This is a genomic window from Peribacillus sp. Aquil_B1 (assembly GCF_022603275.1).
Taxonomy (GTDB): Bacteria; Bacillota; Bacilli; order Bacillales; family DSM-1321; genus Peribacillus.
Map to the genome: position 1 here is coordinate 1,435,735 of NZ_JAKXEE010000001.1, position 23,703 is coordinate 1,459,437.

The 23,703-nt window shown below is 40.6% G+C and carries 21 protein-coding genes; 18 read left to right on the top strand and 3 right to left on the bottom strand.

The window, feature by feature from the left end:
* The first annotated feature begins 34 nt into the window (after window positions 1-34).
* The 8 genes from MPH60_RS07250 (at window position 35) to MPH60_RS07285 (ending at window position 10,487) form a co-directional block, all read left to right on the top strand.
* A complete protein-coding gene (locus MPH60_RS07250) occupies window positions 35-1,024 on the top strand; it encodes a heme-dependent oxidative N-demethylase family protein (protein WP_241590270.1) in 990 nt (329 codons plus the stop codon).
* Between the two features lie 11 nt (window positions 1,025-1,035).
* Window positions 1,036-1,554, top strand: coding sequence for a hypothetical protein (locus MPH60_RS07255; protein ID WP_241590271.1), 519 nt, complete (start codon window positions 1,036-1,038; stop codon window positions 1,552-1,554).
* A 5-nt stretch (window positions 1,555-1,559) separates the two neighbouring features.
* Window positions 1,560-2,525, top strand: coding sequence for a PDR/VanB family oxidoreductase (locus tag MPH60_RS07260; protein ID WP_241590272.1), 966 nt, complete (start codon window positions 1,560-1,562; stop codon window positions 2,523-2,525).
* Between the two features lie 51 nt (window positions 2,526-2,576).
* Window positions 2,577-4,070: an aldehyde dehydrogenase family protein gene (locus tag MPH60_RS07265; protein WP_241590273.1), complete on the top strand. Its 1,494-nt coding sequence runs from the start codon at window positions 2,577-2,579 to the stop codon at window positions 4,068-4,070.
* A 688-nt stretch (window positions 4,071-4,758) separates the two neighbouring features.
* Window positions 4,759-6,363 carry a sigma-54 interaction domain-containing protein gene (locus tag MPH60_RS07270; protein ID WP_241590274.1) on the top strand — a complete coding sequence of 535 codons (1,605 nt, stop codon included), beginning with the start codon at window positions 4,759-4,761 and terminating at the stop codon, window positions 6,361-6,363.
* Between the two features lie 133 nt (window positions 6,364-6,496).
* Window positions 6,497-7,648, top strand: coding sequence for an iron-containing alcohol dehydrogenase (locus MPH60_RS07275; protein WP_241590275.1), 1,152 nt, complete (start codon window positions 6,497-6,499; stop codon window positions 7,646-7,648).
* Between the two features lie 14 nt (window positions 7,649-7,662).
* Window positions 7,663-9,051: a DUF3360 domain-containing protein gene (locus MPH60_RS07280; protein ID WP_241590276.1), complete on the top strand. Its 1,389-nt coding sequence runs from the start codon at window positions 7,663-7,665 to the stop codon at window positions 9,049-9,051.
* Window positions 9,048-10,487: an NAD-dependent succinate-semialdehyde dehydrogenase gene (locus tag MPH60_RS07285; protein ID WP_241590277.1), complete on the top strand. Its 1,440-nt coding sequence runs from the start codon at window positions 9,048-9,050 to the stop codon at window positions 10,485-10,487. The genes MPH60_RS07280 and MPH60_RS07285 overlap by 4 nt, the downstream gene beginning before the upstream one ends.
* Window positions 10,488-10,581: 94 nt before the next feature.
* On the opposite strand, the gene anmK is transcribed toward MPH60_RS07285, so the two are convergent.
* On the bottom strand, window positions 10,582-11,754 hold the full coding sequence (anmK, locus tag MPH60_RS07290) for an anhydro-N-acetylmuramic acid kinase AnmK (RefSeq protein ID WP_241590278.1): 1,173 nt from the start codon (window positions 11,752-11,754) through the stop codon (window positions 10,582-10,584).
* Between the two features lie 116 nt (window positions 11,755-11,870).
* Complete coding sequence (locus tag MPH60_RS07295) at window positions 11,871-13,481, bottom strand: glycoside hydrolase family 10 protein (protein WP_405389557.1); 1,611 nt, start codon at window positions 13,479-13,481, stop codon at window positions 11,871-11,873.
* A gap of 336 nt (window positions 13,482-13,817) precedes the next feature.
* Between MPH60_RS07295 and murQ the strand changes: the two genes are divergently transcribed.
* The 10 genes from murQ (at window position 13,818) to MPH60_RS07345 (ending at window position 22,319) form a co-directional block, all read left to right on the top strand.
* Window positions 13,818-14,702, top strand: coding sequence for an N-acetylmuramic acid 6-phosphate etherase (murQ, locus tag MPH60_RS07300; RefSeq protein ID WP_241590279.1), 885 nt, complete (start codon window positions 13,818-13,820; stop codon window positions 14,700-14,702).
* A gap of 40 nt (window positions 14,703-14,742) precedes the next feature.
* The gene (locus MPH60_RS07305; RefSeq protein WP_241590280.1) at window positions 14,743-15,048 is read left to right on the top strand and encodes a PTS sugar transporter subunit IIB; all 306 of its coding nucleotides are present in this window, start codon (window positions 14,743-14,745) and stop codon (window positions 15,046-15,048) included.
* A 49-nt stretch (window positions 15,049-15,097) separates the two neighbouring features.
* Entirely contained in the window at window positions 15,098-16,387 is a 1,290-nt protein-coding gene (locus MPH60_RS07310; RefSeq protein WP_241590281.1) for a PTS sugar transporter subunit IIC, read from the top strand.
* A gap of 70 nt (window positions 16,388-16,457) precedes the next feature.
* A complete protein-coding gene (locus MPH60_RS07315) occupies window positions 16,458-16,742 on the top strand; it encodes a hypothetical protein (RefSeq protein ID WP_241590282.1) in 285 nt (94 codons plus the stop codon).
* A gap of 35 nt (window positions 16,743-16,777) precedes the next feature.
* Window positions 16,778-18,124 carry a 6-phospho-beta-glucosidase gene (locus MPH60_RS07320; protein WP_272492807.1) on the top strand — a complete coding sequence of 449 codons (1,347 nt, stop codon included), beginning with the start codon at window positions 16,778-16,780 and terminating at the stop codon, window positions 18,122-18,124.
* A gap of 80 nt (window positions 18,125-18,204) precedes the next feature.
* On the top strand, window positions 18,205-18,534 hold the full coding sequence (locus MPH60_RS07325) for a PTS lactose/cellobiose transporter subunit IIA (protein WP_241590284.1): 330 nt from the start codon (window positions 18,205-18,207) through the stop codon (window positions 18,532-18,534).
* A 15-nt stretch (window positions 18,535-18,549) separates the two neighbouring features.
* Entirely contained in the window at window positions 18,550-19,635 is a 1,086-nt protein-coding gene (locus MPH60_RS07330; protein WP_241590285.1) for a DUF871 domain-containing protein, read from the top strand.
* Window positions 19,636-19,686: 51 nt separating this feature from the next.
* Window positions 19,687-20,583 carry an N-acetylglucosamine kinase gene (locus MPH60_RS07335; protein ID WP_241590286.1) on the top strand — a complete coding sequence of 299 codons (897 nt, stop codon included), beginning with the start codon at window positions 19,687-19,689 and terminating at the stop codon, window positions 20,581-20,583.
* 25 nt (window positions 20,584-20,608) lie between these two features.
* The gene (locus MPH60_RS07340) at window positions 20,609-21,475 is read left to right on the top strand and encodes a MurR/RpiR family transcriptional regulator (RefSeq protein WP_241590287.1); all 867 of its coding nucleotides are present in this window, start codon (window positions 20,609-20,611) and stop codon (window positions 21,473-21,475) included.
* Between the two features lie 115 nt (window positions 21,476-21,590).
* Window positions 21,591-22,319: a GntR family transcriptional regulator gene (locus MPH60_RS07345; protein WP_241590288.1), complete on the top strand. Its 729-nt coding sequence runs from the start codon at window positions 21,591-21,593 to the stop codon at window positions 22,317-22,319.
* A 165-nt stretch (window positions 22,320-22,484) separates the two neighbouring features.
* On the opposite strand, the gene MPH60_RS07350 is transcribed toward MPH60_RS07345, so the two are convergent.
* Complete coding sequence (locus tag MPH60_RS07350; RefSeq protein ID WP_241590289.1) at window positions 22,485-23,687, bottom strand: MFS transporter; 1,203 nt, start codon at window positions 23,685-23,687, stop codon at window positions 22,485-22,487.
* Window positions 23,688-23,703: the final 16 nt, after the last annotated feature.

Here is a 23,703-nt window from a genome sequence, read left to right on the forward strand (position 1 = left end):
TTAAAGAATCTAGGGAACGAGAGGAGATTGTTCAATGTTTACACAAAGTTTAGATTTCAAAACAACAGATTTAGATACATTCCCATTTCCATTCACTTCAGGTAACTATCGTTATTCAAACGACTTGAAAAAACTCTCAAACGTTAACTGTATTGAAGTTACACCAGAATACAGACTTCAAGTGGAAACGAAGCGTCGTCTCCTTCAAGAACAGCCGAATATAAGGTTTCAATCTTTTTCACACACGATGGAAATGCAATGGGAAGTGTTGGAGATGCTAATCGACATGGCAACTGATCGTTATCCGGAGCATTTCGAGGTCATTAAAGATGGAGACAACTGGACTTTCAAGAACCACATTTTCGGGGAATCCGATTCATTCGTGTATGGCGATGCCAGCACGCTTCCAAATGAGCCGCTTGATTATATAGGCCGCCATTTCCACAATGATTTTGTTTTAATGGTACATCGCGATAGTAATTTCTATTTGGAAGTGGGGCAAGTTTCATACGCCGCACTCTTCTCAGCTAACTGGAATAAAGGCATGTCCTTTGATGAGATCCATGCACCCGTTCCATTTGTATCGCGGAAAGGCGATGAACTGGCAGATCGCGTTCGTAAGTTTTTATTATCCATTGAGCCTGGAAAGCCATGGACACGCATCAACTGGAACCTGATGGCGGACCGTTGGGATGTCAACTATGAAACGATGGATGTGTGGGGACCGCAACGTTCTGAGATAACACCGGAAAATGCAGGTGAACTGGTTCGTTTGCGTGTTGAAGAGCAAAAATTTTATAACATGCCGCGAAGCAACGCCATTCTTTTCGTATTGAATACACAGTTCCTGCCACTGGAGGATTTAACATTACGCCAGGAGTGGTTTGATCTGACATATAGCGTATTGCAGGATATTCCGGAACCTATGGCTGAATACAAAGGAATTGCCCCTTTCCTTCCGCAATCGGTCGAATATTTGAAGCGGATTGATGAAAAACAAAAAGCGAATCTAAACAAAAAGTAGGAGGATAGGGCATGTACAATAGTCCAGTACTGTTTGATAAATCCATTACGATCGTAAATCAATTTACTCCTCGGAATGAACGAAGAAAGTTTGTCGTCATTTCCGATCAAGCTGGATATGAAAAGGCGAAACGTTTCACTTCTGAAATCGCAGGAACAGTGCCTGTTGAATGTCTTTCCATTAATGGAATGGAAGATAAAGAGGAGATTAATAGATTCATCTTGGCACAAAAGATGGGCACCCAATTTTATATTGCGGCTGCATGGAACAATGCCGTAATGATCTTCTCGCTCGGGGTGGAAGCTGGTCTATCTGAAGCTGAGATCCAGACGGTGATTATCGGAGCTAAACGGCGGTACGTATATTGCATGAAATGTTTTGAAGTGTCGGAAGTCGCAGAAGAAGCAGAGATTGCAGAATGTGACCATTGCAGAGCAAGTCTTGAAATAGGACCTTTTTATTCCATAGTACGGGAAGGTTATATTGGTTACCCATTCATCCCAATCGGAAAAGAAGAAGTAGGGAGCTGATCATCATGCGGGTAGTAGGAAATATTCAAATGAAAGTAAACAAGATCATTCAAGAAACTCCATTCGTAAAACAATTCGAGTTGATACCAGTTGATGGAAAACCATTGCCTGCTTTTACAGGCGGTTCGCATTTGACCACATTCATGCCGGCCGGGGATACGATATTCGAGAGAGAATACTCCCTTATCAGCAACCCAAGGGACCGTAAAAAATATGCCATTTCCATTCGGCGAGATGAGGCGTCACGCGGAGGTTCCGCTTTCTGGCATGATCATGTACAGTTAGATTCCAGGTTGGAAGTCAGTTTCCCTAAAAACAACTTCCCTCTTAGCTTTCGAGCAAAGCATCATGCTTTTTATGCAGCTGGAATCGGCATCACACCATTTCTGGCAATGATGGAAGACATGGCTGCCGAAGGCCAAACCTTCGAACTCCATTATGCAGCACGCACACCGGAATTATGTGCTTTTTATGATCTGTTGAAAGCCAAATATCCTGATCAATGCACCTTTTATTTTTCACAGGCGGAAGACCAACGCAGAATGACGCCTGAGACGATGAAGGATCATCGCATTGGCACGCATGTATATTTTTGCGGACCAATCGAGATGGTTCAAGAGTATCGAAAAGCTGCCAGTTCCTATGGTTATCCGGAACATGCGATCCACTTCGAATTATTTGCGACAAAAAATGATGGGCCGAAAAATCCTTTCATTGTCGACCTTACAGACAGCGATCGGTCCATCCACGTTCAGGAAGGCGAAACACTGCTTGATGCGCTTTTAAGGGAAGGAATTGAAGCACCTTATTCTTGTAAAGTGGGCGGGTGCGGAAGTTGTGAAGTAGATGTGGCAGAAGGTGAAGTGGATCACCGGGATTTCTTCCTTAGCGAACAAAACCGTCAATCACGTAAGTCAATCCTGACATGCTGCTCACGTGCGAAGGACGACAGACTAGTTATAAAGCTTTAACGATTCCGTACAGGCTTACAATAAAAATAAAGAAAACCGGAGGCAAAAAACATGACAATTTTAGAAACAGCAGTTATAGAGCTTAAAAATTACATCGACGGTAAGTGGCAGACCTCATCTTCAAATGAAGTAATTCCGGTAATCAATCCCGCAACACAGGAAGTCATTGCAAGGGCTCCGCGTGCCACCAAGGAAGATACAGAAAGGGCAATCTCCGTTGCGAAGGCAGCTTTTGAAAGTGGAATCTGGTCAGGCCTGACAGCACAGGAGCGTGCTTCCTACCTATATAAAATCGCTGATAAAATTGATGAACGTGCGGAAGAGTTAACGACTCTTGAAACAATGGACAATGGGAAACTTAAAGCAGAGGCAGGTTTCGATATTGCTGATGCCGCCGCGTGTTTCCGTTACTACGCAGGGTTGGTCCTTCATCCAGAAGGGGAAACTTATCAAGTTCCCGCTCCAGTACAAGCGATGGTTGTCCGTGAGCCAGTAGGTGTAGCCGGTTTGATTGTACCTTGGAATTTCCCTCTTCTAATGAGTGTCTGGAAAATCGCACCGGCCCTTGCGGCAGGTAACACCATTGTATATAAACCGGCTGAAGTGACACCTGTTACAGCCATGAAATTATTTGAAATCCTGGAGGAAGTAGGCATTCCTAAAGGTGTTGCTAATATGGTGATGGGCCGCGGCACTGTTGTCGGTCAAACCATTGCAGAAAGCAAGGATGTTGACATTGTTTCATTTACAGGAAGTACTGATGTTGGCCGAACAATCATGAGGGCGGCCGCGGGCAACTTAAAGAAAATTTCCCTTGAGCTTGGCGGTAAATCACCTAACATCGTTTTTGCAGATGCAGATTTAGAAACGGCCGTCGATTACGGATTATTCGGCATCTTTTTCGGTGCAGGCCAAGTATGTTCATCAGGCAGCCGCATCCTGGTTGAGGAAAGTATTTATGATGAATATGTAAGACGCTATGTGGAACGCGCAAATAAAATCAAAGTAGGACCTGGACTTGCGGAAGACAGCAACATGGGGGCAATTGTCAGCGAAGCGCAAATGAATAGCATTTTGAACTATATTGAAATCGGCAAACAGGAAGGTGCGACACTTGCAGCTGGCGGTTACCGTCTTGTAGATGAAGACCTTGACAAAGGATACTTCATTGCACCGACTGTATTCACAGATGTAACGTCTGACATGCGCATCGTACAAGAGGAAATTTTCGGACCGGTCGTTGTCATTCAAAAGTTTAAAGATGAAGAAGAAGCTATTAAACTTGCAAATGATACAGACTACGGCCTTGCAGGCGGCGTCTTCACTAACGATGGCGCAAAAGGATTGCGAGTGATCAAGAAAGTGCGGGCAGGCATCACATGGGTGAATGACTATCATCCAACATATGTCGAGGCGCCATGGGGCGGTTACAAACAGAGCGGGATTGGACGCAGTTTAGGAAAATACGGCTTGGATGAATACCAGGAAATTAAGCAAATCAACATTAATCTCGATGTAAAACCTGTCGGCTGGTTCCCAAAATAATCATATGATTAGAGAAGAAACAAACAACTTACCATAATAAAAGGGGGCGGAAGTAAAAAATTCCGCACCCTTTTGAAATTTTGTCCAAGGTTAATAAATGGCAGATTCATTGGCTAAAATAATCATTTCAAGTTGATCTCGCTGAATAGAATCATGTATAAAAAGCATCCTCATCACCTTAAGCTCTAATCCTACTAAAAGAGTCCTATCAATTGGAGAGAAAGGTACGAGGCTCTGCGGGAAAAGCGCGTCTAGGGGAGCCCTCGCAGGCGCAAAGAGCGCCGAGGAGGCTCCCGGGCCGCCCGCGGAAAGCGAGTGCCTGGAGTGGAAAGCAACCAACAATCAGATTTTACAAATGAAACCTAATCCAAATACGGATTAGGTTTTTTGGCAGAGAAACTTTTTAAAACCCTCAAAAAATTGCTCTTAAGCTTTTAAATAACGGAGAGTTGAGCATCCAAAGGAATTAGCTTTTGCGCAGTTTTGTTCCTAAACAACAAAAGGGGGAGTTTTCCTTTAGTGAGTGGAAATGGATTTGAGCATAAAAAACACCATTGGTATGATATTAGTGTCATTCCGATGCATATTTATCGCTGTAATCAGAAATAGCATATATGGATTGATTTGTTTTACCGGTGTAGCATTTATACATAGTATCATAAAGGGATCAGGTTAGGAGTGAAGATTGATGACTAAGTTTTATTCGGATATGACAGTGGAGGAAGCGATATCATGTTTCCCGATAGGAAGCACTGAAGTGGAAGTTTTGGATGATTCAGAGGATTTCATTGGATTTTTGACTATTGAGGCGTTATCTGCGGCAGTGCAGCAGAGTGATTTGACAAAGCCCATTTCTCATTTCATTACTGTGAATGCACCGCTTCAAAATTTACGTAATTATTCAATACCCTATGAACAATTTCAAGCATTCTTTGAGAGTGATTTATGCAGGGTAGTATTTAATGCCCTGTATGATGGCGTATATATCACGGATGGTGCTGGAACGACATTATTCATCAATCAAGCTTATCAGCGTATTACCGGAATAAGGGAAGAGGAAATCATCGGAAAACCGATGAGTTATTTAATTGAGCAGGGTATGATATCGGTTTCTGCTTCATTGGACTCAATCCTGACGAAGAATCAAGTTACCTTGACACAAAGAATTCGAAATGGAAGAAAGATTATCGTATCGGCCACACCGATTCTATCGCCACAGAATGAAGTCATATTTGTCATAAATAGTGTAAGAGATATTACCGAATTAATCCGGATGAAGTACACGATCGACAGCCAAAAGCTATCTTTCCAACCTATTTCTCAATTATTGCCTGGCTCGGAACAGGTCAATTTACAAGAAATAATCATTGGGCCTTCTACAACTCCCTTATTTAAACTGGCAGATAAAGTAGCTAAAACGGATGCGAAGATCTTGTTACAGGGGGAAACGGGAGTAGGGAAGAGTTTAATCGCCAAGTACATACATGCCAAAAGCTCCAGGAAGGAAAAAATCTTCCTTGAATTAAATTGCGGGGCCATACCGGCGAACTTGGTGGAATCTGAACTTTTTGGATATGAACCAGGGGCATTTACCGGATCCCTTAAGAATGGGAAAATGGGGATTTTCGAGAAAGTGAATGGTGGCACGTTATTTTTGGACGAAATTGGGGATTTACCTTTAGAGCTACAGGTAAAACTTTTGAAAGTGGTAGAAGAAAACAAGTTTATGAGAGTAGGCTCCACCGAAATGAAAGAAGTGGATGTCAGGTTAATTACAGCCACCCATCGCGATCTGGCCTCCCTCGTGCAAGAAGGATCTTTCCGCGAAGATCTTTATTACCGGCTTAATATCGTTTCCTTTGAAGTCCCGCCTTTACGCCAGCGAAAGGAAGAAACGATCCCGCTTTTAGAAATGTATTTAAAAAAATTCAATGAAAAATATAATGAAAAGAAAAAGATGACACCGGAATGCTATGAATGGCTGACGAACTATTCGTGGCCTGGCAATATACGTGAGCTTGCGAGTCTTGCAGAGCGGCTGGTCGTCACGACTTATGATGATACGATTGATTTGCCTAATTTACCATCTTTCATCCAGCCGGTCTTATCAAAAAAACCGACAACACATTCTTTGAAGGAAGCCGTTTCCGAACTAGAGCGTTCCCTGATATTGAATGCGATGAAGAAGTATGGGACTACAAGGGCCGCTGCCATCTCATTGGATATCAGTCAAAGCGCTTTGGTGCAAAAAATGAAAAAATTTCACATGCGATTAGAAAACGAATCGAATTAGGTTTTTTGATTTGATTTCTACTCATTATTTATACTGTCACCCATGACAAAAAGGTCATCCCCCTTATGAATTAAGCGTTTTCACACTTTGGCATGATTCCTGCATTAGTAAACATATGAAAGGGGAGATAACCATGAATATTTCTATTTTTTCTATGGCTAACAAATTGGTGACAGGAGCAGATTCTTTACAGCAGCTGACTGATGAGGTTACGCGATTAGGGATGAAGAATCCGTTGATAGTTACAGATAAAGTTTTAGTGGGTGCTGGGGTTGTGCAGAGGGTTGAGGATTTACTTTCTACAGAATGTGGTATTTTTTCGGATGTGAATCCAGAGCCGGAAATTGAAATCGTTGAGCAATGTGTACGGTCAATCAAGGATGGAAAACATGATGGACTGATTGCGGTAGGCGGTGGAAGTGCGATGGATATTGCGAAAGCCTCTTCCGTCATGGCTACGAATTCAGGCAGCATCGAGACATATTTCGGTACGAACTTGATTGAAGTTCCGGGTCTACCTTTAATAGCCATACCGACGACGGCAGGAACCGGGTCAGAAGTGACGAATATTTCGATTTTATCGGACAAAAAAGAACAGGTTAAGAAGGGAATTGTAAGTCCGTATCTTTTACCGGATGTAGCGATTGTATCGCCCGTCATGACGCTGACTTGCCCGCCAAGTGTGACTGCTGCGAGCGGAGTGGATGCACTTGTTCATGCGGTCGAAGCTTATATTTCCAAATTTGCTTCTCCCGTTACGGATGCTTTGGCAATTGGGGCCATGAAGTTAATCGCAAAAAATTTACCAAAGGCTTATGCTGCACCAGATAATCTGGAAGCAAGGGAAGCGATGATCACTGGTAGCCTAATGGCAGGGTTAGCTTTTGGAAATGCCGGTGTTGGAGCTGTTCATGCCTTAGCTTATCCTCTTGGAGGCCGCTTCCATTTATCACATGGAGTCAGCAATTCATTATTACTGCCATTTGTCATGAAGTGGAATAAAATTGCATGTTTGGAAAGGTTCCGTGACATTGCTGAAGCACTTGGAGAGAAAGTCAATCATTTAAATGATGATGAGGCAGCGGATAAGGCTATAGAAGCGATGACCAGAATATGCCGTTATGTTGATATACCACAGTCACTAAGTGAATTTGACATTCCGGAATCGGCTTTAAGTGAAATGGCTGCCGAGGCCATCAAACAAGTCCGTTTACTTCGCAATAATCCCCGTGCATTAAACGTCCGGGATATCGAAAAAATTTACCGTTCAGCCTATGGCTTTTAAGTGGAGGAAATAATATGAAATGGAAAAACCGTCGCTATGGAGAAGAGACATCGTATATACCTGCGGGACCTTTTAAAATTAGACTGCCATTTGTCCATTATCGTTTTGAGTGGCCTGACTATGTTCAAGGATTATTGATGTGTGCAGTTGATCTTGGGGCGATTACACTGCTTGCAGATCATCTGGGTATGCCTTTTGATGTGGCTCTAGCCGTCGTAGTCTTGAATGGATTATTGTATTTGGCACATCATTTACTCGGGGACCCAGTTATACCGGGTTGGATTACACCTGCGGTTCCATTGCTTGTATTGTTCGTCGGGCAATTTCCCGAAGGACCTGATCGGGTCTATGCACTCGTTGCATTTCAACTAACATTAGGTATTTTATCGATATTGCTAGGAATGACCGGACTTGCCAGTAAGGTCGTGCGATTGGTGCCGAACGCAATCAAATCAGGCATTATTTTAGGAGCTGGTATTGGAGCTGTCGTCTCCATTTTTGAAGTAGGTGGAAAGTTTGATTTATTTCCTTATACAATAAGCATTTGTATCGGCTTTGCCTTTTACCTGCTTTTCTCGAAAAGTTTTGGAAAATTGAAAATGCGGAATAAAGTTTGGATATTCATAGGCAATTTAGGGATATTGCCAGCAATCTTGCTTGCGGTCTTTGTAGCCCCTATTTTTGGAGAAGCAAAATGGCCTGATATCCAATGGGGATTCAGCAGTCCGGATTTTGCTACGCTTTGGACAGACTATACTGTTTTCGGTTTAGGTTTTCCTGCCTTGACCTTCTTTTTAAGTGCGATTCCAGCTGTTTTTGCTACTTATTTAGTCGTATTCGGGGATGTGCTCAAAACGAAAGCGCTGCTTTCTGAATCTGATGAGGTCAGGGAAGATGAAAAAGTGGACTATAATCCAAACAGAGCTCATTTAATTTTTGGCGGCCGAAATGTGATCATGAGTTTTATTGGACCTGATATAACAATGTGCGGTCCGCTGTGGGCAGCCATGCAGGTCGTGGTTGTGGAACGGTTCAAGAATGGCAAGAAAGCCATGAATTCTTTCTTCGGCGGAGCCGGCTCGTTCCGTTGGGGTACGAATACAGGGTTATTTTTATTGCCGGTAGTCAGCTTGGTGGAACCAATTCTCGGTGTGGCCTTGGCCTTAACGCTTTTGGTTCAAGGATATGTTAGCGTACGCGTAGGCGTGATGCAGGCGAAGAGCCAACGCGACCTGGGAATTGCAGGGGTCGTTGCTGCCATCCTTGTTATAAAGGGTGCTGGAATGGCGTTTGCAGCAGGAATTCTATTATGTGCCCTTTTATATGGCAAGGACTTTTTCAAAGGAGAGAATGATAAGACTTTTACAGATCACGAAGAAGAAGAGGAGATTAAAGCAGGATGAAAAAAGTAGTGGAAAAATGGCCAATTTATATAAACGGCGCACCTATTCATACAGAAAGTCATTTTGTAGTGGAAAATCCAGCAACATTGGAGCCTGTGGGCTATGTTCCGGACGCTAACGAAAAAGAGGCAAAGGCTGCAGTTGATGCAGCTCAAGCTGCCTTTCTGACTTGGTCGAAAACCAGTGCCTATCATAGGGCGGAATTACTTGAGAAGTGGTATGCGATCATTGAGGACAGGCTGGATGAAATCGCAACGATCATGACATTGGAACAAGGAAAGCCATTAGCAGAGGCAAAAGGTGAAATGAAATATGCTTCAAGTTTCGTGAAATGGTACGCTGAAGAAGCAAAGCGCAACTATGGGGAAATCATTCCAGCCTCCGTTGCTTCAAAGCGTATTTTAGTGCAAAAGCAGGCAGTAGGTGTCGTTGCTGCCATTACCCCGTGGAATTTTCCTGCAGCCATGATCACGAGGAAAGTGGCGCCAGCTCTTGCCGCAGGATGTACCGTGGTCATCAAACCCGCGGAACAAACGCCTTTGACCGCTTTGCTATTAGTTGAAAGTGCCCATGAAGCTGGCATTCCTGCAGGTGTGATAAATATAGTAACTACACAGAAACCGGGAGACGTATCAGACGTGTGGATGAATGATTCACGTGTTAAAAAGATCACATTTACCGGGTCCACTCCTGTAGGGAAACATCTAATGAAAAAAGCCGCAGAAACAGTAAAAAAGGTCTCGCTCGAACTCGGTGGATTGGCTCCGTTCATCATTGCTGAGGATGCGAATATCGAAGAAGCTGTAAATGGTTTAATTCAATCGAAATTCAGGAATGCTGGACAAACATGTATTTGTGCGAATCGAATATTTGTCCATGAGACAATCGAACAGCCGTTTTTACAAGCTTTTGAAGAAGCCGTTTTAACGTTGAAGGTTGGAAATGGAATGGAAGGAACCGATCTTGGTCCATTGATAGATGGAGCCGCAGTAAAAAAAGTTCAGCTTCAATTAGAGGATGCTGCAAGTAAAGGGGCTATCATCCATAACACCTCAAAAGTCGATGAAAAACAAGGCCATTTTATCACACCAGCCATACTTTCCAATGTCACGGATGAAATGCTATGCATGCAGGAAGAAACGTTTGGGCCAATTGCGCCAGTCACTACATTCAAAACCGATCAAGAAGCGATAGATCGAGCCAATAACACGAATTTTGGCTTGGCAGCTTATGTGTATACAGAGTCATTAAATAAGGCAGTTGCCTACTCGGATGCTCTTGAATATGGGATTGTCGGTATTAATGACAGTGCTCCATCGACTGCCCAAGCACCATTTGGAGGAATGAAGGAAAGTGGTTTAGGCAGGGAAGGGGGACACTATGGCATGGATGAATATTTAGAAGTGAAGTATGTATCCATGCAGCTTGGCCAATAAAAAAACAGAAGAGTCGGCGATGATTCTTCAGGCATTAACAAAAAGAGTGGAAGGCACATCAAATACGATGTGCCTTCCACTCTTTTGTTAATGGTTAAACATTATTTTTATACTCCTTCAGATATGAAGGAGGGAAGGTCATGTTTCCAAGGATGACATCGAAGTCAGCACCGGTAGCCTTGGGGACGTTACTTGTATTACCATGGAAAGTCTCATTTGCAAGTAATGCAAAGGCTACCGCTTCTTTCGCTTCAGAAGAGTATCCCAACTCTTCTTGAGTCAAAACTTGAATAGAATTTCCAAGCTGTGATTGAATCATGGTTAATAACGTTTTGTTATAGCTGCCACCGCCGCCAATAATCACTTCTTCAATATTGGTTTTTGGAAAGATGAAATTTCGATAGTTCTCCACAATCGACTTTGCTGTAAACATCGTTACTGTTGCTAAAATATCATGACTGGGAAGTGATTCAAACATTTTTAATAGTTTTACTACATATTGCTTGCCAAATAATTCCCTGCCCGTTGATTTTGGCGGAGGGCTCATAATATATGGATGGCTGATACAATAAGATAAAAGTTCGTCATTAATTTGTCCTTGCTTAGCTATGTTACCACCTTCGTCGTAGTTTATATGGAACAATTGACGGCATACTTCATCAATGATCATATTCCCAGGCCCTGTATCAAAGGCATACATGTCTTTCAGAGATGCTTGCTTGGGTAAGACGGTTACATTTCCAATGCCCCCTATGTTTTGAAGTAACCTTCCCTTCGTTTCACTTCTATAAAGAATGTATTCGGTAAAAGGAACAAGAGGAGCTCCTTGTCCACCAGCAGCCATGTCCATCGTACGGAAATTAGAGATTACAAGTGTGTTTGTATCGTGAGCAATTACTGCAGCTTCCCCAATTTGCAAAGTGGAGGGTATATAATTTTGTTCTTTTAAAGGCTGGTGGTAAATGGTTTGTCCATGGGATCCAATAAGATCCAGTTTATTTATAGGAAGTCCAGCTTTATGACAGACTTCCTTTACCGCATTGGCAAATAATTTTCCTAATTTAAAATTCAAACTGCATATTAACTGCACATTGGATGTATCTGCAGATAAAGACTGCATAATTTCTTTTTCAATATCTTTTGGAAAAGGGCATGTCATGAACTCAATCATTTCCATTTCAGTCTTGAGTCCACTATTATTCACCTGAACAAGTGCAGCATCAATTCCATCCAGTGATGTTCCGGACATCAATCCAACTATGTACATCGTCATTCCACCTACTTCAATTCTTTTATAATTCTAATTTAGCATCATATGCAACAGTGTATGCTACCAGTTTTCACTTAGATGTACCACTAAGCTATAAAGCTATTTCTTGAAAATCATTTTACTTTTATATAAATCTGTTTAGTTTGTTTGCTTTCATTGTGGGTACGGTCTAAGGCAGTCACAACATATGTGTAAGTCCTTCCTTTTTCTACACTGCCATCATTAAACAATTGACTTGTATTTTCTTTATGCACTGTGGCAAGTAAGTTCGTTGAATCTTCAATGTTTCCTTTTTTCTTCCCATCAAAACGATAAATGGCATAATAAGATGCATCTGATTGCTTATGATCCTGAATTTCAAATTGTATTCCATCTCCTGATTGTATGGCCTTGCTTACCTTTGGAGCCTTTGGTGCATGATCATCAATCCAAGGCATGGCTGGAACCAAAGCGGGATGCTTATAAATATCCTCGCTTAACCGATCCGCTATCCCAAGGGGGTTTTTCCGTAAATCTTTGGCACTGAAATGCATGCTTCCATCAAATTCCTTATATGTTCGATTCAGTTTTAACTGGTTTGGCATTTCTTCAGGATTGAACCAGTTTTGCACACCGTTGGACTCTGTATTAATTTTATAGTCTCCTTGTCCAATATAGAGCTGAACATTTTTACTTTCGACTTCTTTTGTCCACCAATCAAGAAGTTTGGCATAGTCAGCTACTGGCAATCCTATATTCCAATACAATTGAGGGGCAATATAATCAATGTATCCATTATTGATCCACGTTCTGGTATCCGCATATAAATCATCATAATTCGTTTGTCCAGCCGCAGTGTCAGATCCTGTGGGATCAACTGCTTTGTTACGCCAAACTCCAAATGGACTTATACCAAACTTCACATATGATTTTTCTGCCTTGATTTCTTCATTTATATTCTTAACAAGGTTATTTACATTATCTCTGCGCCAATCTTCAACATTTGTAAATCGATCTGCTCCATATTTTTGATAGGATGTTTCATCTGGGAAAGGTACTCCTGCTATCTTGTAAGGATAGAAATAATCGTCCATATGGACTGCATCAATATCATAATTCTTAACAACTTCCATTATTCCATCGATCACAAACCGTTGTACGCCAGGAATGCCTGGGTCAAAGTACAATTGTTGTCCATAGGGTATGACCCAATCCGGGTGCTTTCTGGCAGGGTGAGATTCTGGAAGATTATCAATATCCGATTTTTCTGCTGTTTTACCTAAAGGCATAGTAATGCGGTAAGGGTTAAACCACGCATGAAATTCCATATTACGCTCATGTGCTGCTTCTACCATGAATGCTAGAGGGTCATACCCGGGATCTTTTCCTTGGACTCCTGTTAAATATTTTGACCAGAGTCCGTACTCAGACGGATAAAAAGCATCAGCAGTAGGTTTAATTTGCATAACGACAGCATTCATTCCCATCGCTTTTTGTTCATCCAAATATTTAATGAATTCTTCTTTCTGTGATGATATGGATAAACCAGGTTTGGACGGCCAGTCAATATTCAACACACTTGCAATCCAAGTTGCGCGAAGTTCCTGTTTTACATAAGTCGTTGCTTGAGGAATTGCCCCTGATTCTGCATTTGCATTCGAATCAGCAGGAAGGAGAAGTGATCCTCCCATCAAAGCGGCTAGAGCCAATGAACCAAGTTTTTTCTTTGTAATTCTTTCATTCATCAATAGTACAACCTCATTTCATTACTTAAATTTATATTTAATTATTTGTAAGCGTTAACAAATAATGAATATATGAATTTGTCATCTATGAATAGTGAGATAAGATCTTACAATAAAAAGAATTGTAGGGTTGGTTCATGAAATGGCCAGTCGGTTTACATTTTTAGTTTTAGTAGAAAGCTAACAATCAATCAGTTTAGGTATCTTACTTTTATTTTAAAATTAAATTTTAAAAATGTACATACAATATTGAAATTAATTTTTAATAGTGATATATTCTCTATAGCTAATAAAGTTTCACCACTTTCACCACTGAAATAAAAAAGGATGATATGTATGCTTGAGCATTTAACGACAGAGCGTCGTAATGAAAAGACCATGAGTTTAGATGAAATGGGAACACTGGAATTTTTAGAAGTGATGAACGAAGAAGACATTAAAGTTGCCCATTGTGTAAAAAAAGAACTTCCGCAAATTTCTAAAGCCGTGGAGATGATCGTCGAAGCCATGAAAAAGAATGGCAGATTAATTTACATGGGTGCAGGAACAAGCGGGCGCATCGGCTTATTGGATGCAGTAGAGTGTCCCCCAACATTCAATACCGATCCGAGTGAAGTAGTGGGTCTTATAGCTGGTGGGGAAAAGGCTTTCATTAAGGCGGTTGAAGGTGCTGAAGACAGTTTTGAACTAGGACCTGAAGATTTGAAAAAAATCGAGTTGACAAACAGGGACGTCGTAGTGGGCATTGCAGCTAGTGGACGCACCCCATATGTTATTGCTGGATTGGAATATGCCAATCAAGTTGGTGCAGGAACTGTGTCGATAAGCTGTAACAAAGGTTCTGAGATAGGTAAGATTGCAAAAGTTGCGATCGAAGTTGTAAACGGGCCTGAAGTCCTGACGGGTTCTACACGTTTAAAAGCTGGAACATCGCAAAAGTTAGTATGCAACATGCTTTCCACCGCATCAATGGTTGGAGTTGGAAAAGTTTATGGTAATTTAATGGTAGATTTACAGTTGACGAATGAAAAACTGGTTGAACGTGCAAAACGTATTATCATGGATGCTACTGACTGTAGCTATGATATTGCAGATGAATTTTTAAAAAAGGCACATGCCCAGCCTAAAATTGCAATTGTCATGATATTAACGAATGTATCATATGAAGAAGCCTCAAATCGTTTAGTGAAAGCACAAGGATTCATTAGAAAAACGATTTAACGCTTTTTATAAAAAAATAAAAAAATTGGAGGAACAAAGAATGAAGGTATTATTCGTATGCTCAGGTGGAATGTCTAGTGCAATCGTTGTAAGCGCTTTAAAAAAGGAAGGGGAAAAACAGGGTGTAAACATAGAAGTTTTGGCAGTCGGCACTCAAGAATTTGATGCAGAAGTACGAAATGGCTGGGATGTTGCAATGGTAGCTCCGCAAGTCAAACATCGTTTCGATGGCTTTAAGGCATCGGCGGAGGAAGCGGGTGTCCCATGTGAAGCCATTCCAGCCCAAGCTTACAGCCCTCTTGGCGGACCTAAACTACTAAAACTGGTAACGGAACTAGCAAAATAATAAACTAATTACTATTTCTTTTCACTAAACGTAAAAGGGGAAAACACGAATGGACAAGTTTGTAGCTTTTTTAGAAAATAATCTTTCAACACCTATGGCTAAATTGTCTGAGCAAAAACATTTACGCGCAATTCGGGATGGTGTGGTTTCTGCGTTACCGTTCATCATCTTTGGCAGCTTATTCTTGATCATTGCATTTCCGCCCGTTGCAGCAGATACTGCATTAGGTGAATGGTCTGCAAAACATATAGCTGAAATATTAATACCATATCGATTAACGATGTTTATCATGACGCTATATATTACTTTTGGTATAGGCTACAGTTTATCTCAAAGCTATAAACTTGATCCGCTATCTGGAGGTTTACTATCATTAGCAGCCTTCTTGTTCACAATTGGTGTAAAGATGATGGATGATGTGGGGTTTGTTTTGCCAATGACAAATCTCGGAGGCCATGGTCTTTTTGTAGGAATGCTTGTATCCATTTTTGCTGTCGAAATTTTACGTCTTTGTAAGACAAAAAATATCACAATTAAAATGCCGGATTCTGTTCCAACCTCAGTAGCCCGTTCATTTGAAGCATTAATACCAGTTTCAATTGTACTGCTTGTTATGACTTTAATTACAGTCGTTTTTGCTGTTGATTTACATTCACTTGTTGATAAAGCGGTTGCACCACTCATCAGTGCAGGCGATACATTGCCAGGTGTATTAATTCCAGTATTTTTGATTACATTCTTTTGGTCATTTGGTATTCATGGCGTATCGGTAGTAGGTGCCGTAGCTCGTCCGGTATGGGAAGTATACTTAGGGAATAACTCGGCAGCAGTTGCAGCTGGAAAGGCAATTCCCCACATAGCTCCTGAAACGTTCTTCCAATGGTTTATTTGGATTGGTGGATCTGGTGCAACATTGGGTTTAGTAATAGCCATGCTCTTAACGGCAAAGTCTACCTATAGTAAAGCAATGGGGAAAGCAACAATTGTGCCAAGCATTTTTAACATCAATGAACCTGTTATCTTTGGGATGCCGATTGTATTGAACCCGGTACTTATTATTCCATTTATCATTACACCGCTAATTGGTGCGACACTTGCTTATATAGCAACGTCCATCGGACTTGTGAACCCGACATATGTAATGGTTCCCTGGACATTGCCTGCTCCAATAGGTGCCTACCTTTCAACAGGCGGTGATTGGAGAGCGGTTGTTCTCGTGATGGTGAATTTAACAATTTCGGTCCTTATTTATCTGCCATTCTTTAAGATGTACGATAAAAAGCTTTTAGCGCAGGAAAATGTGGTAGAAACAACGGATAATCAAAATATCGCTTTATAAGGTATACCTAAAAGGGAGTTTGGGACTAATTGCTCCAAACTCCTTTTATAAATTGAGGGGGGGAAAGGATATGAATTCAACATCCAGAATTCACTTTTTTAGTTACAAAAGTGCCTTTCTATTTTTTAGCTTCATTCTTGTTTTTAATTTTATCTTTAACGGATTAATGGAGGCCTTTGAGATAAATAAACAATTATCACTGTACTTGGGAAATACCTTTGCCATAAGCGCAGGATTGACGATGGTTGTTTGTTTTGTTGAAGGTAAGTTTAAAAACAAGAAACATGCATCACTATTATTCTTGTCTTTATTAGCGGTGAGCGCACTGGTTTGCTATGCAATAATCTATAAATGAAAATTCAGATTAGCTAACTATGAGATGGTAGGGGAATGGAAATGAAAAAAGGGTTGAAGATTGCCACAATTGGTGGAGGCTCTAGTTATACACCAGAATTAATAGAAGGTTTTATTAATCGATATGATGAGTTGCCAATTAGGGAACTGTGGTTAGTGGATATTGAAGCAGGAAAAGAAAAACTGGAGATTGTAGGAACCTTGGCAAAACGCATGGTTGAAAAAGCAGGACTTCCAATGGAAATACATCTAACGTTAGACCGCCGTCAAGCCTTGCAAAATGCAGATTTTGTCACGACGCAAATGAGAGTGGGTTTACTTGATGCACGAATCAAGGACGAGCGCATCCCATTGGAATTAGGATTAATTGGTCAAGAAACAAACGGTGCAGGAGGATTGTCCAAAGCATTACGAACAATCCCCATTCTTCTGGAAATTGCAGAAGAAATGCAGGAGTTCTGCCCTGATGCTTGGTTAATTAATTTCACAAACCCAGCAGGGATGGTAACGGAAGCCCTTCTCCGCTACAGCAAGCATAAAAAAGTCATTGGGGTATGCAATGTTCCGTTTAATATGCACATGTCTATTTCTAACATGCTTGGTGTTGATATGAAGAGAGTGCACATAGATTTTGCCGGGTTAAACCATATGGTATACGGGATGCATGTGTTCGTTGATGATCAAGAAGTCACAGATAAAGTGCTTGAAATGCTTGGCAATCCTGAAATTCAGCTGACGATGAAGAATATTGCCCCATTGGCCTGGAACAGAAGGTTTTTGAAATCTTTAGGAGTGGTGCCTTGCCCGTACCATCGCTATTATTACAAAACGAAAACGATTTTAGAAGAAGAGTTGGAAGCTTTCAAATCAGGAAAAACTCGAGCTGAAATTGTGAAAAAATTAGAAGAAGGTTTGTTTGACCTATACAAGGATGAAACCCTTGACATCAAGCCTCCACAATTAGAACAGCGCGGTGGAGCTTACTATAGCGATGCAGCGTGTAACGTCATTTCTTCTATTTATAATGATAAAAAAGACATTCAAGTGCTAAATGTACAAAACAAAGGATCCCTTACTGATATAGATTATGATTCAGCAGTAGAAGTAAGCTGTATCGTCACTAAAAATGGACCAATTCCTCTGTCTTTGGGTAAATTACCCATACAAGTGCATGGCTTAATTCAACAAATCAAATCATTTGAAAGAATTGGTGCTGAGGCAGCCGTTACAGGTTCTTATGATAAAGCGTTATTGGCTTTAACGATTAACCCGCTTATTCCAAGTGATGACCTGGCGGAAATGGTTTTGCAAAAACTTTTAAAGGCGCATGAAGAATACTTACCACGATTCTTCAGTCAAAATGCTGTACCTAACATCAAGTGAATGGTGTTTTAAACAGTAAATCTGGATTACAGTAATCCAATGAACCTTCAAAATCTAACTTAAAATAGGAGTGTAATGATATGTCAACTGAATTGAATAATAACGAAATGGAGATTTTTGAAATAATATCACATGCCGGAAATGCGAGAAGTTTAGCATTCGACGCATTGAAAGAAGCGGAAGAATTCAATTTTGAAAGTGCAGATCAACTAATTAAACAGGGGCAGGAAGAATTGAACTTGGCCCATAAAACACAAACCAAACTGATTCAAGCAGAATTGAATGGAGTTCCAAGTGAGAAAACTTTATTGATGATTCATGCTCAGGATCACTTGATGACGGCAATGAGTGAACAAAAGCTAATTGAACATATGATTCGCATTGTAAAAAAGCTAGCTCCACAACACTAAAGAGGTGATTAAATAATGGGTAAACTCGGTATATCAATCTATCCAGAGCATTCAACCGTTGAAAAAGACATGGAATACATTGCACTTGCACACAAATATGGATTCAAAAAGATCTTTACTTGCTTGCTATCTGTCGAAGGAGACAAAGAGAAGATTTTAAAAGAATTTAAAGAAACGATTCGTTATGCCAATCAATTGAATATGGAAGTGATGGTCGATATTGCTCCCCGAGTATTCGGTTCGCTAGGCATTTCTTATAATGACTTATCGTTTTTTGCAGAATTAGGTGCGTATGGGATCAGGTTGGACATGGGCTTTACAGGTAACGAAGAGTCGATTATGACACATAATCCATATGGTCTCAAAATTGAAATAAATATGAGCAATGCAACAAAATATTTAGAAAATATTATCGATTACAAACCAAATAAAGAGAATTTAGTCGGATCGCATAACTTCTATCCTCATCGCTATGCAGGTTTGAGCTATCCTCATTTTATAAAATGCTGTGAGTCATTCAAAAAGCATAATATCCGCACGGCAGCATTCATCAGCTCACATGCAGCAACGTACGGTCCTTGGCCTGTAACGGAAGGATTATGTACTTTAGAAATGCACCGGGAATTGCCCATTACAACACAAGCGAAACATTTGTATGCGACAGGGTTGATTGATGATGTAATCATTGCAAATGCTTACGCATCTGAAGATGAATTGAAGCAGCTTAGCCTGTTAAACAGCGGTCTGTTAACATTTAATGTTAACCTTCACGAAACCATTACAGCATTAGAGAAAAAAATAGTATTGGAAGAATTCCATTTTTACCGTGGAGATGTTTCCGATTATTTAATTCGCTCGACTCAATCACGTGTGAAATATAAGAGCGAAGAATTTAAACCAACATATACGCCTGATATTAGGCGCGGTGATATATTAATTGAAAATGAGCTCTATGGACAATATAAAGGGGAATTGCAGATTGCGTTAAAGGAAATGAAGAATTCGGGGAAAACGAATGTAGTTGGCCGAATAACAGAAGAGGAAATTTTTCTTCTCGATTATTTGGAACCATGGGGGAAATTCCAATTCAATATTAATTGATTAGGGAAGGAAGGTGATATTCCTTCCTTTTTTACTGAATAGGAGAATAATATGAATTATATTATCGGAGTTGACGGCGGAGGCACTAAAACTGAAGCAGTGGCTTATGATTTGGATGGTAATAAAATTAGTGAAGGCATAGCGGGGTTTGGAAACCTGCTTATTAATGAAAAAAAAGCCATCGCTAACATTATTCAGGCAATTGAAGAATGCGTAATGCCCATTAACGTTGGAAGCTGCCATTACATTTGCTTAGGACTGGCCGGGTATGGAGGAGTTGAAAATCCGCAGGGTATAAAAAGTGCATTAAGCAGGGCATTTAAGGCCCCGTTCACCATTGTAAATGATGCAATTATTGCTCATGCTGCTTTGCTTAAAGGAAATGATGGCATTTTGACCATATCCGGAACTGGATCTGTAAGTATCGGCATCCATAAAGGAATCGAGAAATCGGCTGGTGGCTGGGGACACATCCTTGGGGATGAAGGAAGTGGCTATTGGATTGCCATGCAGGCTTTTATAAAAATGACGAAAGAAGAGGATGAGGGATATGAATATAGCCATTTAACCGAGACAATACTTAAAAAACTTGGGCTTCATAGTGTAACGGAACTGAAGAAATTCATTTATTCTGCCACGAAATCCGAGATTGCCGCGTTTGTTCCCCTAATTGTCCAACATGCGGATAAGGGCGATGGTTTCTCACAAAATATTCTGAATCAGGCCGGGTACCACCTTTCAAAACAAACGCTTGAGGTTATCAAGAAGTTAAAGTTAGGTGAGAATGTTACAATTGCAGTAAAAGGTAGCATCTTGACAAATATACTATTGGTGCAAAGCTCTTTCATCAATCATATTAAACTTGAAAAACCAAATGTGAAATTTGTTTTGGATGACGTATCAGCTACCTTGGGTTGTTACTACATAGCCATGAAGCAGATAAAGTAAGTATAGATCAAGGAGAGTAAACCATATGCACGTTGAAAATATTTTATTGAGAATTGAAAGTTTATTAAACCAGTTGCCTAATTCAGAAAGGAAAATTGCCCAATATATCTTAGATAATCCAAACGACATTATAAGAATGACGATACATGAATTAGCTGACCATGCCAATGCCAGCAGTTCGGCCGTAACGAGATTCTGCCATTCTATAAAAGTTAACAGTTTTTCAGAACTGAAGGTTTCCCTATCATCATTGATTTCCCAACCGGAGAAGAAAGGTTTCCATGACATAGAGCCTAATGAAACAATAGCGTCCATTAAAAATAAAATAGTGTCCAACTCTGTTCAAGCTATACAAGAAACGGCACATTATTTGGATGAGACCGTTCTTGACAATATTATTGAAACCATGAGGAGTGCAGATGTAATTTATGTGTATGGTTTAGGGGCGTCATGGCTTGTTGCAGAAGATATTACACAGAAATGGTTACGGTTAGGAAAGATTGTAAGTGCCAATCAAGATCCGCATATTACGGCCACTGCACTCGCTGCATCAGCAAAGAATACCGTTTTTTTCTGTATTTCAAATAGTGGCGAAACTGAAGAAGTCCTGGAACTCGTTGATATTGCTAAAGCATATGGCATAAAAACAATAGGTTTATCGCGATTGGGGAACAATGGGCTAACTAAAAAAGTTGATATGTCCCTAAATCATGTACGTGCACCGGAGGCAAAATTCCGAAGTGCTGCAACAAGTTCGCTTTTTGCACAATTTCTAACGGTCAGCATCATATTCTATGCATATGTTTCGAAATTCTATAATGAAAATAAAAATGAAATTGAACGTTCAAGGGAATCGGTATTGAAATTCACAAAAAGGAATTTGGATACTTAGGAAGGCGAGTCATATCTTATCGTGTTCATAGGCATGAATAAGGTTGATGAACGGTATGTTACCAATCAGGATGTTTTGTGAAATTTCATCATGATGAAAGGAAGATGTACGCTGAATGATCCAAAAGAATTCTCCCAGTCCCATTTATCATCAACTTGAAGAAGAGATTAAAGGAGCGATTCAAAATCTTGAATTGGTGCCAGGAGAGATGATTCCTTCAGAAAAAGAATACACAGAAAAATATGGAATTAGCAGGATGACGGTGAGACAGGCCATTTCTAACCTAGTGAATGGAGGTTATTTATATAGGCAGCGCGGAAAAGGAACATTCGTTGCCCAACAAAAATTGGAGCGGCCCTTTCAAGGATTATCAAGCTTTTCGAAGGATATGATTTCAAGAGGACTTGAACCAAGTACACGAGTTATCAGTTTTACGGAGGTCAAGGCAAATCATGATCTTGCCGCAAAGCTTGAAGTTGAAGCAGGAGCTCCTATTTTCGAGCTGAAACGTGTTAGGCTTGCTGATCGGTTGCCGATGGCATATGAAAGGCTATTTATCTCAAAAGATCTTGCCCTGGATCTAACGGAAGAAATAGCCGTAACCTCCATTCATGACTATGTAGAAAAAACGTTTGGCTTAAAAATTCAGCATGACCAGGTAATTGAAGCCGCCATTGCTCAAAAAAAAGAGGCGGAAATGCTCGAGGTAGTCGAAGGTGCCCCTGTATTGCTGATTGAACGAAGAAGTACCCTGGATACCAATAATCAACCACTTGGGCTTGTCAGATCTGTCTATCGGGCAGATCGATATACATTCAAAATCAATTTGGAGCGGTTGTCATGAGCAAAAAAAATAGTAGTAAGAATCCAACGCACATCTAATTTATCTGGAAAAGTTAACCCCCTTGCCAAATATGGACAAGGGGGGTTTTTTAGTAGAATATCATTTTTCAAGTTTAGGAGTTTTCCAGCCCAAAAGGAAAGATACAAATAACGATCCGGGACTTAATTATTTCGCTAAGCTTTCTGTCAATCGATTTTCTTTCCATATGACTGTAATGCCAAGGCCAATGACGATAATGACAGCAGCGAAAAGATAAGGGTAGTGGATGTTTACATCAAAAAGCAATCCTCCCATGGATGGCCCGGCGATATTCCCTAAGCTCGTATAGGTGGAGTTCATTCCAGCAACGAATCCTTGTTCTTTCCCGGCAGCTTTTGATAAAAATGTCGTCAATGCCGGACGAAGCAGGTCAAATGCAAGGAATATGAAGCAAGTTACCACTAGTACTGCCAAAAAGCTAGAAATCATAGTGGACGCTACCGCAAAAATGGCACCGACGATTAAACATAATTGGATAAGCTTCTTTTCGCCGAGAATATCTACCAGCTTTCCAAACATAAATACCTGCACAACCACTCCGAAAATAGAGCTTATTGTAATGATAATGGCAATATCCTTCGGCGTGAAACCGAATTTATGATCAGAGAATAGGCTAAACACAGTTTCATAGGCTGATAAGCCAAAAGCGAGTACAAATACAATGATGAACGCAATAAAGTAAATTGGGTTTAATGATTTTTTTAAATCGTCCATAAAGTTTGTTTGCTTTGTATTAGCAGAAACCTTTGCCAGCTGTTCCTTTGTCATCGGCTCTTTTAAAATGAATATTGATGAAAGGCATGCTATAAAAGCAATGGCCGCCGCAAGGAAGAAGGGCAAGCGTATACCATATTCTGCAACAAAGCCACCGATCCCGGGTCCTATTATAAAGCCCAAGCTAATGGCGGCTGAAATATAGCCCATTGCTTTTGGCCTTTCCTGAACGGATGTAATATCTGCAACATATGCCGTAACACCTGGCATGATGAAGGCAGCACTGATTCCCCCAAGGATTCTTGATAAATAGAATACGGATACGTTCGTCCCTACACCGAAGATAAGTTCTGAAACACCAAAAAGGAATAAGCCGATGATGATGATTTTCTTTCTGCCATAACGGTCAACCCAACGACCTGCGAATGGTGACATAACAAGCTGTGAAACAGCAAATACGGCAACCAGATAGCCCATCGTACTTCCTGATAAATGCATGATATTCATAAATGACGGCATAACGGGGATGATGAGTCCAATTCCCAGAAAAGCAATGAATATATTGCTTAGAAGAATAATTAATACCGCCTTTTGTTCTTTAATTGGTTTATTCATGTTTTAACACCACTTT